The sequence below is a fragment of the Pseudomonas arsenicoxydans genome, from assembly GCF_006438915.1.
GTDB lineage: Bacteria > Pseudomonadota > Gammaproteobacteria > Pseudomonadales > Pseudomonadaceae > Aquipseudomonas > Aquipseudomonas arsenicoxydans_A.
This window is the reverse complement of the sequence record NZ_RCZE01000011.1, coordinates 110,585-124,668: the sequence shown is the minus strand read 5'-3', so window position 1 is coordinate 124,668 and position 14,084 is coordinate 110,585. Positions and strand designations below refer to the sequence as shown.

Below are 14,084 nucleotides of genomic sequence, written 5' to 3'. Positions count from 1 at the left end.
TTACTGTGGGCCGGAAAAAGCCGCGCATCATACCAGCAGCGTGGGGTTATGGCTGCTTATGGCTGCGATCGTCGTCGATGTTTTGCCGTCAAGCGAAGTGAGCCATACTGCGCGCTGATTTTGGGGGTAGTTATGTATTGCATGAAAACGCGTGTGATCGCCGTGATTGGCGTCGTGATGGCCATGTTGCTGGGGGCGCAAAACGCCTCGGCTGCGATGGCGCCAGCGTTGAGCCAGCTGAAAGTGCTCAAGGTCGAATCGCCCGGTTGCGGGTTTGAAGACATCGCCGAGGGGCAGGACCAGACGCGCTGCGACCACAGCGGACCGCACATCAAGGTCTACGTGCTGGAGGTCGGCTATGGCCGTCAGGCGTATGTCGCACTGGACGGGTTCGAAGTGAACGGCACACGCACGCCGGTGTGTGCGTTTGATACCGGTAACCTGACCGAGTGTACTGTCGGGAGAAAAACCGTCGGCTATCTGTACGTCATGGACCTGGACGGCAAGCAGAGCGGCAACTTCACCTTCAGCAACACCTCGATCAACCCGCCGGGCAACACGATGTCGACGCAGCTCTACATCAAATAACGGCAGCAAGTAACGGCTGCGCTCGAACATGCGTCAGGAAAGCTGACTACGCTTTAAAGATCATTCTGTGGACTGCCCCCATGACCTTTAGAGCTCTGATTACCCTCGCCGAGGGCATCGATGACCTGCAAACAGTAACCCTCGTCGATGTGCTGCGCCGCGCCAAGGTTGAAGTGGTGGTGGCCAGCATCGAGGGGCGGCGCATGCTCACCTGTGCCCGTGGCACCCGGCTGACGGCCGATGCCATGCTGGTCGACTTGCTGGCCCAGCCGTTCGACCTGATCGCCTTGCCGGGCGGCGCCGTGGGCGCGCAACACCTGGCGGCCCATCAACCCCTGCAACAACTGATCAAGGATCAAGCCGCCGCCGGGCGCCTGTTCGCAGGCATCGCCGAGGCCCCGGCGGTCGCGCTGCAACACTTCGGCGTATTGCGTCAGCGGCGCATGACGTGCCTGCCCTCCGCCAGCCATCAGCTGTCAGGTTGCAACTTCATCGACCAACCGGTGGTGGTCGACGGCAACTGCGTGACCGCCCAGGGTTCCGGGGCCGCCTTGGCATTTGCCCTGACACTGGTGGAACAGCTCTGCGGCAAAGCCACACGCATGGCGGTGGCGGGGGAGATGCTGGCGTGAGGAGATGTCAGGCGTGGATGGCGATGGGCTTGATCGCCGGTTGTTCGCGCTGCTCCGCTTGCCAGAGATCGTAATCAGTCTGAACCCCTAGCCACATGCGAGCCTTGCCAATCCCTGCCCGCTCCAGGCGCACGGCCAGATCCGGGCTGATGGGTGCGTGGCCATGCAGAACCCGAGAAAGGTGCGGTCGTGCAAAACCAAGATGACGGGCCAGTTCCGTGACGCTGATGCCGAGTTCAGGTAATACATCCATCAAGAGTGTTTCGCCAGGGTGTGGCGGGTTGTGCATGGGCATTGCCTGCCTCTTGATTACGGAACAAGTGTAAGGCGATACATTACACCTGATGCGGTATCTATGTATTGCACCTGGTCGGCAAATTTGTGCCAGGCACCTGCTTCAGACCTTCACTTCCTCCACCGGCATATGCATGCGGTCGCGGTTGGCCAGGGTCGGGAACAGTTTCACCCAGGCCCCGGTGACCACCAGCGTGCCGATCCCGCCCATGACCACCGCCGGCACGGTGCCGAACCAGTGGGCGGTCAGCCCGGATTCGAATTCGCCCAACTGGTTCGACGCGCCGATGAACAGGCCGTTCACGGCGCTGACCCGGCCGCGCATTTCGTCCGGAGTTTCCAACTGCACGAACGAGGCGCGGATCACCATGCTGATCATGTCGGCCGCGCCCAGCACCACCAGCACCGCCAGCGAGAACCAGAAAGAGGTCGACAGACCGAAGGCGATGGTGGCGACGCCGAACACACCGACAGCGGTGAACATCACCCGTCCGACGTTGCGTTCAACCGCGAACCGCGCCAGGAACAGCGACATCATCAGCGCACCGACGGCTGGCGCAGAACGCAGCAGGCCCAGTCCCCACGGGCCGGTCAGCAGGATGTCCTTGGCAAACACCGGCAGCAGCGCCGTGGCGCCGCCGAGCAAGACCGCAAACAGGTCCAGAGAAATCGCCCCGAGAATGTCCGGGCGACTGCGAATGAAGCGGATGCCCGCCAGCAGCGAATTCAGCGTCGCCTTGCCCTTGTTCAGCGGCGTCTGCCGGCTCGGCAAGTTGAGCATCAACCCACAGGCAATGATGTAGAGGATCACGGTCGGGCCATACACCCAGACGCTGCCGAAGGCGTAGAGCAAACCGCCGAGCGCCGGGGCGACGATAGTGGCTGACTGCTGCGCCGATTGGGCGGCGGCCACCGCGCGAGGAAACAGCGCACTGGGCACGATGCTCGGCAACAGGGCCTGGGTGGTGGGCATTTCGAAAGAGCGCGCAGCGCCGAGCAGGAACGCGAGGATGAAGATCATCTCGCGGGTGACGTGATCGGTGGCGCTGCCGATGGCCAGCGACAGGGCGATCAACGCTTGCAGCGACTGGCAGATCGCCGCGACTTTGCGCCGGTCATAACGGTCCGCGACGTGCCCGGTGTGCAGCATGAACAGCACGCGCGGGGCAAATTCCACCAACCCCACCAGGCCCAGATCGAGCACGTTGCCGGTCAGCTGGTACAGGTTCCAGCCAATGGCCACGGTGAGCATCTGAAAACCACTGGCGGTGAACACCCGAGCCAGCCAGAACGCGATGAAAGGACGGTGATGACGTAACAGCAAGGGCTCTTGGCTGGGCATCTGCGGGGAAATCTGGGAGAGGGGAAGGGCGAGGTTATCACCAACCTGTAACCAGAAGTTGCAGCCACCGAAAATATAGTTAGCTAGACACCGATCTTGAAATCACGCCCATTCCCCCTGTGGGAGCGAGCTTGCTCGCGATGGCCGCCTATCAGTCGATACCGAACTGCCTGACACACCGCTTCGCGAACAGGCTCGCTCCACAGGGGAAATGTGTCTGCCTGTAACGATCGCCATGAGGCAACTTGTCACGCGGCAAAAGACCACGCGGTTCATCCCCGGAAATGGGACTACTCTTTCAACGATGATTGACCCAGATCAAAACCCCACCAGGAATTGATCCGGCGGCCATCTGGCCAGACTCCCTGCGTTGTGCGGCTTTCAATAAAAAGAACGAATTCGAATTCGCCGCACTCCATAGCCGTGGGGGCCGTTGGGTGCAGGCTTCCAGCCAGCAGCCGTATTACCTGACAGAGGAAGACTTATGTTCGGTTTAGAGGCACTTGATCTCGCCCGAATGCAGTTCGCGTTTACCATTTCTTTTCACATTCTGTTTCCGGCCATCACCATTGGCCTGGCGAGTTACCTGGCGGTGCTCGAAGGTTTGTGGCTGAAAACCCATAACGACACTTACCGCGACCTTTATCACTTCTGGTCGAAGATTTTTGCCGTCAACTTCGGCATGGGCGTGGTTTCCGGCCTGGTGATGGCTTATCAGTTCGGCACCAACTGGAGCCGTTTCTCGGACTTCGCTGGCTCGGTGACCGGGCCATTGCTAACCTACGAGGTGTTGACCGCGTTCTTCCTCGAAGCCGGTTTCCTTGGGGTCATGCTGTTTGGCTGGAACAAGGTCGGGCGCAAGCTGCACTTCTTCGCCACCGTTATGGTGGCGATCGGCACGCTGATCTCGACCTTCTGGATCCTGGCCTCCAACAGCTGGATGCAAACGCCGCAGGGTTTCGAAATCGTCAACGGTCAGGTGATCCCCACCGACTGGCTGGCGGTGATCTTCAACCCGTCATTCCCGTACCGTCTGATGCACATGGCGACGGCGGCATTCGTCGCCACTGCGTTCTTCGTCGGCTCTTCGGCGGCCTGGCACTTGCTGCGCGGCAAGGACAACCCGGCGATCCGCACCATGCTGTCGATGGCCATGTGGATGGCCTTGATCGTGGCACCGATTCAAGCCGTCATCGGCGATTTCCACGGCCTCAATACCCTCAAGCATCAGCCGGCGAAAATCGCGGCGATCGAAGGGCACTGGGAAAACATCGGCGATGAACCGACGCCGCTGATCCTGTTCGGCTGGCCGGACATGAAAGCCGAGAAAACCAAATTTGCCGTCGAGATTCCTTATCTGGGCAGCCTGATTCTCACTCACTCGCTGGACAAGCAAGTCCCGGCGCTCAAGGAGTTTCCGCCTGAAGACCGGCCCAATTCGACCATCGTGTTCTGGTCGTTCCGGATCATGGTTGGCCTCGGCTTCCTGATGATCTTCACCGGGTTGTGGAGCCTTTGGCTGCGCAAGAGTGACAAGCTCTACACCTCGCGACCGTTCCTTTACCTGGCGTTGTGGATGGGGCCGTCGGGCCTGATCGCGATACTCGCGGGTTGGTTTACCACCGAAATCGGTCGTCAGCCGTGGGTGGTGTACGGTTTGATGCGTACGGCGGACGCCTCTTCCAACCATAGTTTCATGCAGATGAGCATCACGTTGATTCTGTTCGTGGTGGTGTATTTCGCGCTGTTCGGTGCGGGCCTGGGCTACATGATGCGCCTGGTGCGCAAAGGGCCGAAGATCGACGAAGGCAAGGAAACCAACGACGGTGGGCCTGGGCAGAAACGCACACCGGCCCGTCCGCTGTCCGCCGCTGATGATGATGGCGCCGACAGTGACCACAGCCTGACCAAGGAGATTTGAGTCATGGGTATTGATCTTCCGCTGATCTGGGCCGTGATCATCATCTTCGGCATCATGATGTACGTGGTCATGGACGGTTTCGACCTGGGGATCGGGATTCTCTTCCCGTTCATCCCGGGCAAGACCGACCGTGATGTGATGATGAACACGGTCGCCCCGGTCTGGGACGGTAATGAAACCTGGCTGGTACTGGGCGGTGCCGCGTTGTTTGGCGCTTTCCCGCTGGCCTATTCGGTGGTGCTTTCGGCGTTGTACCTGCCGCTGATCCTGATGCTGATCGGCTTGATCTTCCGGGGCGTGGCCTTCGAGTTTCGCTTCAAGGCCAGGGACGACAAGCGCCACCTCTGGGACAAGGCCTTCATCGGCGGCTCCGTCACCGCGACCTTCTTCCAGGGCGTGGCATTGGGCGCCTTCATTGATGGGTTGCCAGTGGTCAATCGCCAGTTCGCCGGTGGCTCACTGGACTGGCTGACGCCGTTCACCCTGTTTTGCGGTGTGGCGCTGGTGGTGGCTTATGCGCTGCTCGGTTGCACATGGCTGATAATGAAGACCGAAGGCAAGTTGCAAGAGCAGATGCACGACCTGGCGCGGCCGCTGGCCTTCGTGGTGTTGGCGGTGATCGGTATCGTCAGCATCTGGACGCCCTTGGCCCACGCTGAAATCGCCGCCCGCTGGTTCACGCTGCCCAATCTGTTCTGGTTCATGCCGGTGCCGATTCTGGTGCTGGTGACCATGTACGGTTTGATCCGCGCCGTCGCCCGCAATGCGCACTACACGCCGTTCCTGTTGACGCTGGTGCTGATCTTCCTTGGCTACAGCGGTCTGGGTATCAGCCTGTGGCCGAACATCGTGCCACCGTCGATCTCGATCTGGGACGCCGCCGCGCCACCGCAAAGCCAGGGCTTCATGCTGGTGGGCACGTTATTCATCATCCCGTTCATCCTGGGCTACACCTTCTGGAGCTACTACGTGTTCCGCGGCAAGGTCACCCACGAAGACGGTTATCACTAACTGTGGGAGCGAGCGTGCTCGCGATGGCGCCCTGAAAGGCGCCATTGATCTACCTGAGGATCGATGCAATGACCGGTAAACATTCCCTGCACGACATTGAAGATGCCGAAAAAAAACCGCTGTTGCAGCGGCTTGGATGGCTGGCCCTGATCTGGGCCGGTAGCGTCGGCGCCCTGTTTATCGTGGCCAGTCTGATGCGCATGTTCATGAATGCGGCAGGCCTGACCACCCACTGAAGATCCCATCCCGTTGCCTTGGAGGCACGGATTCACAACCCTCCCGCATGGAGGGTTTTTTTTCCGGTTTATTTGCGGGCTTTGAGAATCACGAATTTTGGCGTGGCGGCCACTTGTTCGACGCCGCGAAACAGCCGGGCGAGTTTGCTGTGGTAACCCAGGTGACGGTTGCCGACGATGTACAGCGCGCCCCCCACCACCAGCGCCTCCCGGGCCTGCTGGAACATGCGCCAGGCGAGAAAGTCGCCAACGACTTGTTGTTGATGGAACGGCGGATTGCACAACACCACGTCCAGGGATTGAGCTTCCTGCCCGGCCAGACCGTCGCCGGCCCGCACAGTGACCGCTCTGTCACCCAGCGCGGCGCGCCAGTTCTCGGCAGCCGATTGCACCGCCATGAACGACTCGTCCACCAGCGTGTACTGCGCCTCGGGGTTTTGCAGCGCACTGGCGATGGCCAGCACGCCGTTACCACAACCGAGGTCGGCGACTCGCGCGGTGCCGAGGTTTTTCGGCAGGTGCGGCAAAAAGGCCCGGGTGCCGATGTCCAGCCCTTCGCGGCAGAACACATTGGCGTGGTTCAGCAGTTCAATGGCGGGTTCATCCAGCTGATAGCGCGAAGGGTAGGGGGACACGACCGGGGCTTTTGCTTCTGGTATGGCGATCAACAGGCGGGCCTTTTTCACCGCCAGGGAAGCTTGTACCGGGCCGATATAGCGTTCCAGCAGATCACCGGCAGCCCGTGGCAGGTGCTTGATCATCGCTGCTGCAATCACCTGCGCGCCCGGTGCCAGTTGGCCTTGCAGTCGAATCAGTTGTTCTTCCAGCAACGCCAGGGTTTTTGGCACCCGGATCAACACCCGGTCAAACGGGCCACTGAACGCTTCGCTGGCGGGCACGCTTGGCACGGCGTCAAACGCCTGGCCGTTACGGATCAGATTTTTTTCCAGTCCCTGAAAGGCCAGGAACGAGTCGCCACTGCTGATCACCCGGACCTTGCCCGCGAGGCTGGCGGCCAATGCACCAAAACTGTCGTTCAACACCAGTACCCGAGTCTCGGCCGAGGGCTGTTGGTCGGCGAGGTGGTTGAGCAGGTATTCGTCGGCGGCATCGAACGCTTGCAGCGGTTCGTTCTGCTGTTCTGGCTGACGGATCAGGTCGAGTTGGGCGAAGGGTGTTTCGAGCAGGGGCATGAGGCGGGCTCTGGGTAGTCAACGGGGGTGTGTCCCGCTGCCGGAGGCGTTGTAGCGGGCGGGACCGTCCGAGTGCACGGCGTCGTTAAGTTATACACGACATCACTCAGGGGACCGCAAATGGTACGTTTTTTTCGGCTCGTTTACTCGCGGGTTTTCCGCAACTCGTGTGGTTTCAGATGGCGCCAGCCCTCACTGCCTTTATCACTGCTGCAATCTTGTTGTTCACACCAAATTTCTGGATTGCGCTGCGCACGTGAAAATTGACGGTGCGCTCAGCGATGTTGAGGATCATGGAACACTCGCAAGCCGTCTTGCCGTCGGCAGACAATTTCAGGATTTCGATTTCGCGCGTCGATAAATGAGGCGTGCTCGCCGCCGGCAGGCGTTGTCGCAGCTTTTGAGCCACGAGCCCATTCAAATGGCGGTTGATTAGAATGGCGTAGCCCAGATGTCCATACCATTCATCGGCAGTAATCGGTTCGTTGCTTCTGGCCAGGCTAAACATGCTGCGCAGACCGCTGCGGTCATGAATCGACTGTGACCAGCCAAACTGCAAGCCTTGTTTTTTTTGCGTCTGTCTCAGCTCAGGTACGTTTGCGAAGAACTTTTCGTCCCAAAGGATCGGCAGCTCTGATTGATTGCAATGAGCCAGTATTGGGTCTATGTCACCGAAATGGCCATGTTCATAGGTCGTATTCCAATCAACTGGGTAGTTGTTAAAACTGACGGTGTCGTGATGAAGCATAACCACGGGGGATGTTATTGAAAAAGCACAAAAATTGAATCCAAGACTCTGGGCCAGCTTGAGTGAAATCTCATAGGCGGGCTTAACGTCCTTGGCTTCTAATATCTTTCTTAACTGTGACTCCTTCCACATTTCCATTGCAGTAACTCCATGCGGACATCTTTGGGGTGCTAATTGGATCCGAGATCCAGCACGCCCCGAGTGTAGGAGCAATCCTACAAATACGCTGCAATTTTTTTGCTCTTGAAAATTATCGAAAATGCATATCTGGTTCTTAGCTGTTCAGATTCACAAGATTATTTCACATGGCGTATATCATTCTCTTTTGTTGTGTTTTGTACAACTTTGATAAATACCATTGACAATACAAAAGTAACTGTACAACTAAAATCAAAACTAGCAGTGGATCTCATTTCCAAAGACACTACAAATCACCGGTGTTTACATCGCCTGCTTTGCGCGACACTGGTGATGTGAGTTCAATGGAGCGTCCCATGACCGCCAGTGCCGAAAAATTTACTCGCCAAACCTTGCTCGACGTCCAGCCGTTGACCCCAAACCTGTTTACGCTGCGAGCCACGAGAGATCCGGGCTTTCGCTTCAGGGCCGGGCAGTTCGCCCGGCTAGGTGTCACCAAGGCCGATGGCAGTACGGTCTGGCGTGCCTATTCGATGGTGTCGTCACCCCATGACGAGTTTCTCGAGTTCTTCTCCATCGTGGTGCCGGGGGGGGAGTTCACCAGCGAGCTGAGTCGACTGGAGGTGGGGGACACCTTGCTGGTCGATCGCCAGGCCTTTGGTTATTTGACCCCGGACCGCTTCGTCGATGGGCGTGATCTCTGGTTGTTATCCACAGGCACCGGCATTGCCCCGTTCCTGTCGATCCTGCAGGACTTCGAAGTGTGGGAAAAATTCGAACGCATCATCCTCGTCTACAGCGTGCGTGAGGCCCGGGAACTGGCATATCAGGCGCTGATTGCCGAGTTGGGAACGCGCGATTATCTGGCCGAAAACGCCCACAAACTGCAGTTCATCGCCACCGTTACTCGTGAACAACATTCCGGTGCGCTGAACGGACGAATCACCACGCTGATCGAAAATGGCGAACTGGAGCGGGCAGCAGGCGTGGCGCTGACACCCGAGCATTCGCGGGTCATGCTCTGCGGTAACCCGCAGATGATCGATGACACGCGCAAGCTGCTCAAGCAGCGCGACATGCACCTGAGTCTCAGTCGACGACCCGGCCAGGTGGCTGTGGAAAACTTCTGGTAAAAAAAAACGGCGCCTCAAGGGCGCCGTTTCTGATTGCAGCCGCCTTCAGGGCCGATTGTTCTGGGCCTTGAGCAGATCGCGGATCTCACTCAACAACTCTTCTTCCTTGGTCGGAACCGGTGGCAGTGTCGGGGCCGCGGCCTCTTCGCGCTTCAGTTGGTTGATCGCTTTGATCCCCATGAAAATCGCGAACGCGACAATGACAAAGTCAATCATGCTCTGGATGAATTTGCCGTAGGCCAGCACCACGGCCGGGGCATTGCCTTCGGCAGCCTTGAGCGTAATGGCCAGATCACTGAAGTCCACCCCGCCGATCAACAAGCCAATAGGCGGCATGACCACGTCGCCGACAAACGAGGTTACGATCTTGCCGAAGGCGGCGCCGATGATGATACCCACGGCCATGTCGATCACATTACCTTTGACCGCGAAGGCCTTGAACTCATTTATCACGCCCATAGGTTATTTCCTTGTTACAGATGAGGTTGGTGAACGCAGTGTAATTCAGCAAAAGGGCTCGTGCCCGAAACACCTCATTACAATGCTCGTGACTATCGACCTGTCTGCCGGCAATTAGTTTGCAAAGTGCCAGCAATCGCGCGCGAAATACGCGCTAACTGACTGATTAGCGACATAAATATCTGAATCATCACGTTGCGTTATTTCTATTTAAGTTTTACCGGTTCGACCTCTAGCCTCGGGTCAGCGCACTGGGAGTGCGCCTTGAAAACAGAGGAACCTGATATGACTTCTACCCTTGGCCTTGGGACTTTTCCCCATCGGCGTACCCTTGGTGTTTTAACCGCCAGCCTGCTGTCCTTCTCCGTCCATGCTGCCAACCTGACCCGTGATAACGGCGCTGCCGTGGGCGATAACCAGAACTCGCAAACCGCGGGCGCTACCGGCCCGGTGCTGTTGCAGGACGTGCAGCTGATCCAGAAGCTGCAGCGCTTTGACCGGGAGCGCATTCCTGAACGTGTGGTGCATGCTCGTGGCACCGGCGCTCACGGCTCTTTCACAGTGTCCAATGACCTGAGCGACCTGACCAAGGCGAAAGTCTTTGCTGGCGGTCAGAGCACACCAGTGTTCGTGCGTTTCTCCGCCGTCGTTCATGGCAACCATTCACCGGAAACCTTGCGCGATCCTCGTGGTTTCGCCACCAAGTTCTACACCGCCGACGGCAACTGGGACCTGGTGGGAAACAATTTCCCGACCTTCTTCATCCGTGATGCGATCAAGTTTCCAGACATGGTCCACGCGTTTAAACCAGACCCGCGCACCAACCTCGACGATGATTCGCGGCGATTTGATTTCTTCTCCCATGTTCCTGAAGCCACTCGCACCCTGACCGAGTTGTATTCGAACGCTGGCACACCGGCCAGTTATCGGGAGATGGACGGAAACGGTGTGCACGCCTACAAGTTAGTTAATGCCAAAGGCGATGTGCATTATGTGAAGTTTCACTGGAAGAGTTTGCAGGGAATTAATAATCTCGATCCTGAGTCGGTGTCGAAAGTTCAAGGAAAAGACTACAGTCATATGACCAATGACTTGGTCGCTCATATTAACAAGGGTGACTTTCCGAAATGGGACTTGTACGTCCAGGTTGTAAAATCTCAGGACTTGTACAAGTTTGACTTCGATCCATTGGATGCGACGAAGATCTGGCCTGGAATTCCTGAACGAAAAGTTGGACAAATGATCCTCGATCGTAATCCTTCAAATGTCTTCCAGGAAACTGAACAAGTGGCGATGGCTCCGGCCAATCTGGTTCCCGGTATCGAACCTTCGGAAGATCGTCTATTGCAAGGGCGAGTGTTCTCCTATGCCGATACTCAACTCTATCGTTTGGGTGCCAATGCGCTGCAGTTGCCGATCAACGCGCCAAAAGTTGCCGTGAATAACGGTAATCAGGACGGTGCGATGAACATCGGTCACAGCAGCACAGGCGTGAACTATCAGCCGAGCCGATTGATGCCCCGTGAAGAGCCGCAAACGGCGCGTTACAGCCAAGCGGCGCTGACGGGCAGCACCCAGCAGGCGAAGATCCAGCGCGAGCAAAACTTCAAGCAGGCCGGTGATTTGTATCGCTCCTTCAGTAAAAAGGAGCGGAACGACCTTATCGAGAGTTTTGGCGGTTCGCTCGCGACAACTGATGACGAGAGCAAGCACATCATCCTGTCGTTTCTGTACAAAGCCGACCCGGAATACGGGACAGGCGTGACCAAGGTGGCCAAGGGTGACCTGAGCCGGGTCAAGGCGCTGGCGGCCAACCTGGTCGACTGACCGCGTTTGCCTGAAATGCGGGACCTCCGGTGAGGTCCCGTCGGGTCAAGGAGTTTGCAATGCGTATTTATCTGTTTGTGTGGCTGGCGTTGCTCTCGACCAGTGCCTTTTCCACGACACCCGACGACTCGACGGCGCTGTCTGCTCAACTGCAGGATTACTACTTCGACGCCGCCCGCCGTGGCGATGTGCCAATGCTCGATACCTTCATTGAGGCTGGATACTCACTCGATACCCGCGACAGTAGGGGTTACACCGCGCTGATCCTGGCGGCCTACCACGGCCAGACCGCTGCAGTGGAGCGTTTGCTCGCCGCCGGCGCGGATGCCTGCGCTCAGGACCAGCGAGGCAACACGGCATTAATGGGGGCGATTTTCAAAGGGGAAATGCAGATTGCCCGGACCTTGCTGTTGGCCAATTGCAGCCCCGACCAACGCAACGGCGCGGGGCAAACGGCTGCGATGTACGCCGGTTTGTTCAAGCGTGCCGAACTGCTCGACGCACTCAAGGCCAAAGGCGCAGACCTGGAGGCCGAAGATCCATTGGGCAACAGTGCCACGCGTCTGGCCAGCGGCGAAATCCGTACCGCCACGCCGCGCTGATTGACGCCAGCTGAGCTATCATCGCGGTTTTTGCCGGGAGTTCAGATGGCCAAGGCCAAGCGCATGTACGGCTGCACTGAGTGTGGCTCAACCTTCCCCAAGTGGGCCGGCCAGTGCGGCGAATGCGGGGCCTGGAACACGCTGACCGAAACCATGGTGGAAAGCGGTGGTGCCGCCCCCCCGAGCGGTCGGACCGGCTGGACTGGCCAGCAGGCCCAGATCAAGACCCTGGCCGAAGTCAGTGTCGAAGAAATTCCGCGTTTTTCCACCGCCTCCAGTGAACTTGATCGAGTGTTGGGCGGTGGCTTGGTCGACGGTTCGGTGGTGCTGATCGGCGGTGACCCGGGCATCGGTAAGTCGACCATCCTGTTGCAAACCTTGTGCAACCTCGCCAAAAGCATGCCGGCGCTGTACGTCACCGGCGAAGAGTCGCAGCAACAAGTGGCCATGCGCGCCCGCCGCCTGGGCTTGCCGCAGGACCAACTGCGGGTGATGACCGAAACCTGCATCGAAACCATCATCGCCACGGCCCGGGTAGAAAAGCCCAAGGTCATGGTGATCGACTCGATCCAGACGATCTTCACCGAACAACTGCAATCGGCGCCGGGCGGCGTTTCTCAGGTTCGCGAGAGTGCGGCCTTGCTGGTGCGTTATGCCAAGCAGAGCGGCACCGCGATTTTCCTCGTCGGTCACGTGACCAAGGAAGGCGCGCTGGCCGGTCCGCGTGTTTTGGAGCACATGGTCGATACCGTGCTGTATTTCGAAGGCGAATCCGATGGGCGTTTGCGTTTGCTGCGAGCGGTGAAAAACCGTTTCGGCGCGGTCAACGAATTGGGTGTGTTCGGCATGACGGACAAGGGTCTGAAAGAAGTCTCTAACCCGTCAGCGATTTTTCTCACACGCGCGCAGGAGGAAGTCCCAGGGAGTGTGGTCATGGCGACGTGGGAAGGGACGCGGCCCATGCTGGTGGAAGTCCAGGCCTTGGTGGATGACAGCCATTTGGCCAACCCGCGCCGGGTCACGCTGGGGCTGGATCAGAATCGCCTGGCGATGTTGCTGGCGGTTCTGCACCGTCACGGCGGTATTCCGACCCACGATCAGGACGTGTTTCTCAACGTGGTCGGTGGTGTGAAGGTGTTGGAGACGGCGTCTGATCTGGCATTGATGGCGGCCGTCATGTCCAGTTTGCGCAACCGGCCATTGCCCCATGATCTGTTGGTGTTTGGCGAAGTCGGCCTGTCTGGCGAAGTACGTCCGGTGCCCAGCGGTCAGGAACGCCTGAAAGAAGCCGCCAAGCACGGCTTCAAGCGCGCCATCGTGCCCAAGGGCAATGCGCCGAAAGAAGCGCCACCGGGGTTGCAGATTATTGCCGTTACCCGACTGGAACAGGCACTCGACGCCTTGTTCGAATAACCTTCCAGATAGAACACAATCCATGTGGGAGCGGGCTTGCTCGCGAAGGCGGACTGACATTCGGTAATGATGTTGTCTGACACGCCGCCTTCGCGAGCAAGCCCGCTCCCACATTGGATTGGTGTTGGGCCGTCAGATTTCGATCAAGGCGCCCAGCTCGCGTTCCAGCTCCTCTGGGTCTCCCAAGTTGAACTCGATCAATCTCCGCAGGCGTTCGATGGATTCCAGGCTGATGTGTTTGCAGACGAAGCCGAGTTGGCCACGGTCATCGTGGGTCAGTAGCACATCCATCTTGATCGCGACTTCAGGCGTCAGATGAATATCGACGCAAAAGTGATGCTCCCGATTGCCCAGCCACGGCTCGGGCTTCTCGACCAACAGCCCCTTGAGCGACAGATCAATCAACTTCACCTGCCAGATGTATTCGTCCTGGCGCAGTTCGGTTTGGGCATCGAACGCGATACGTTTGAAGCGGCGACGGTCGGCAGCGTGTTCGCTCATGGCGCAATCCTCGGAAAGGTACGCTGACTATAGACCCGCATTATTA

General features: G+C 58.3%; 15 protein-coding genes. 9 read left to right on the top strand and 6 right to left on the bottom strand.

Annotation, left to right across the window (positions count from 1 at the left end):
• Positions 1-132 precede the first annotated feature (132 nt).
• Positions 133-588, top strand: coding sequence for a DUF4879 domain-containing protein (locus EAH78_RS22320; RefSeq protein WP_430539946.1), 456 nt, complete (start codon positions 133-135; stop codon positions 586-588).
• An 80-nt stretch (positions 589-668) separates the two neighbouring features.
• Positions 669-1,220, top strand: coding sequence for a DJ-1 family glyoxalase III (locus tag EAH78_RS22315; RefSeq protein ID WP_140669457.1), 552 nt, complete (start codon positions 669-671; stop codon positions 1,218-1,220).
• 7 nt (positions 1,221-1,227) lie between these two features.
• Here EAH78_RS22315 and EAH78_RS22310 read toward each other — a convergent pair whose 3' ends face one another.
• Entirely contained in the window at positions 1,228-1,515 is a 288-nt protein-coding gene (locus EAH78_RS22310; protein WP_059182122.1) for a HigA family addiction module antitoxin, read from the bottom strand.
• A gap of 102 nt (positions 1,516-1,617) precedes the next feature.
• Positions 1,618-2,856: an MFS transporter gene (locus tag EAH78_RS22305; protein WP_140669456.1), complete on the bottom strand. Its 1,239-nt coding sequence runs from the start codon at positions 2,854-2,856 to the stop codon at positions 1,618-1,620.
• A 484-nt stretch (positions 2,857-3,340) separates the two neighbouring features.
• Here EAH78_RS22305 and EAH78_RS22300 point away from each other — a divergent pair, with 484 nt between their 5' ends.
• The 3 genes from EAH78_RS22300 (at position 3,341) to EAH78_RS22290 (ending at position 6,024) form a co-directional block, all read left to right on the top strand.
• The gene (locus EAH78_RS22300; protein WP_140669455.1) at positions 3,341-4,777 is read left to right on the top strand and encodes a cytochrome ubiquinol oxidase subunit I; all 1,437 of its coding nucleotides are present in this window, start codon (positions 3,341-3,343) and stop codon (positions 4,775-4,777) included.
• A 3-nt stretch (positions 4,778-4,780) separates the two neighbouring features.
• Positions 4,781-5,788 (top strand): cytochrome d ubiquinol oxidase subunit II, encoded by a 1,008-nt coding sequence (gene cydB, locus EAH78_RS22295; protein ID WP_109786316.1) that lies wholly within the window; start codon positions 4,781-4,783, stop codon positions 5,786-5,788.
• A 68-nt stretch (positions 5,789-5,856) separates the two neighbouring features.
• Entirely contained in the window at positions 5,857-6,024 is a 168-nt protein-coding gene (locus tag EAH78_RS22290) for a DUF2474 domain-containing protein (RefSeq protein ID WP_140669454.1), read from the top strand.
• A gap of 68 nt (positions 6,025-6,092) precedes the next feature.
• Here the strand turns inward: EAH78_RS22290 and EAH78_RS22285 are convergent, their stop codons facing one another.
• Together EAH78_RS22285 and EAH78_RS22280 are read right to left on the bottom strand one after the other, a co-directional pair.
• Positions 6,093-7,217 (bottom strand): methyltransferase, encoded by a 1,125-nt coding sequence (locus EAH78_RS22285; RefSeq protein ID WP_140669453.1) that lies wholly within the window; start codon positions 7,215-7,217, stop codon positions 6,093-6,095.
• 175 nt (positions 7,218-7,392) lie between these two features.
• Positions 7,393-8,103, bottom strand: coding sequence for an autoinducer binding domain-containing protein (locus EAH78_RS22280; protein ID WP_140669452.1), 711 nt, complete (start codon positions 8,101-8,103; stop codon positions 7,393-7,395).
• Positions 8,104-8,459: 356 nt separating this feature from the next.
• On the opposite strand from EAH78_RS22280, the gene EAH78_RS22275 reads away from it, so the two are divergent.
• The gene (locus EAH78_RS22275) at positions 8,460-9,236 is read left to right on the top strand and encodes a ferredoxin--NADP reductase (protein WP_140669451.1); all 777 of its coding nucleotides are present in this window, start codon (positions 8,460-8,462) and stop codon (positions 9,234-9,236) included.
• A 45-nt stretch (positions 9,237-9,281) separates the two neighbouring features.
• Here the strand turns inward: EAH78_RS22275 and mscL are convergent, their stop codons facing one another.
• Complete coding sequence (gene mscL / locus EAH78_RS22270; RefSeq protein ID WP_140669450.1) at positions 9,282-9,695, bottom strand: large-conductance mechanosensitive channel protein MscL; 414 nt, start codon at positions 9,693-9,695, stop codon at positions 9,282-9,284.
• 285 nt (positions 9,696-9,980) lie between these two features.
• Between mscL and katB the strand changes: the two genes are divergently transcribed.
• From katB to radA, 3 genes are read left to right on the top strand one after another with little or no spacing between them, the layout of a single operon-like run.
• A complete protein-coding gene (katB, locus tag EAH78_RS22265) occupies positions 9,981-11,522 on the top strand; it encodes a catalase KatB (protein WP_140669571.1) in 1,542 nt (513 codons plus the stop codon).
• A gap of 59 nt (positions 11,523-11,581) precedes the next feature.
• Positions 11,582-12,124 (top strand): ankyrin repeat domain-containing protein, encoded by a 543-nt coding sequence (locus tag EAH78_RS22260; protein WP_140669449.1) that lies wholly within the window; start codon positions 11,582-11,584, stop codon positions 12,122-12,124.
• 45 nt (positions 12,125-12,169) lie between these two features.
• Entirely contained in the window at positions 12,170-13,537 is a 1,368-nt protein-coding gene (gene radA / locus EAH78_RS22255) for a DNA repair protein RadA (protein WP_140669448.1), read from the top strand.
• Positions 13,538-13,669: 132 nt separating this feature from the next.
• Here the strand turns inward: radA and EAH78_RS22245 are convergent, their stop codons facing one another.
• Positions 13,670-14,038 carry a PilZ domain-containing protein gene (locus EAH78_RS22245; protein WP_140669447.1) on the bottom strand — a complete coding sequence of 123 codons (369 nt, stop codon included), beginning with the start codon at positions 14,036-14,038 and terminating at the stop codon, positions 13,670-13,672.
• Between the last annotated feature and the right edge of the window lie 46 nt (positions 14,039-14,084).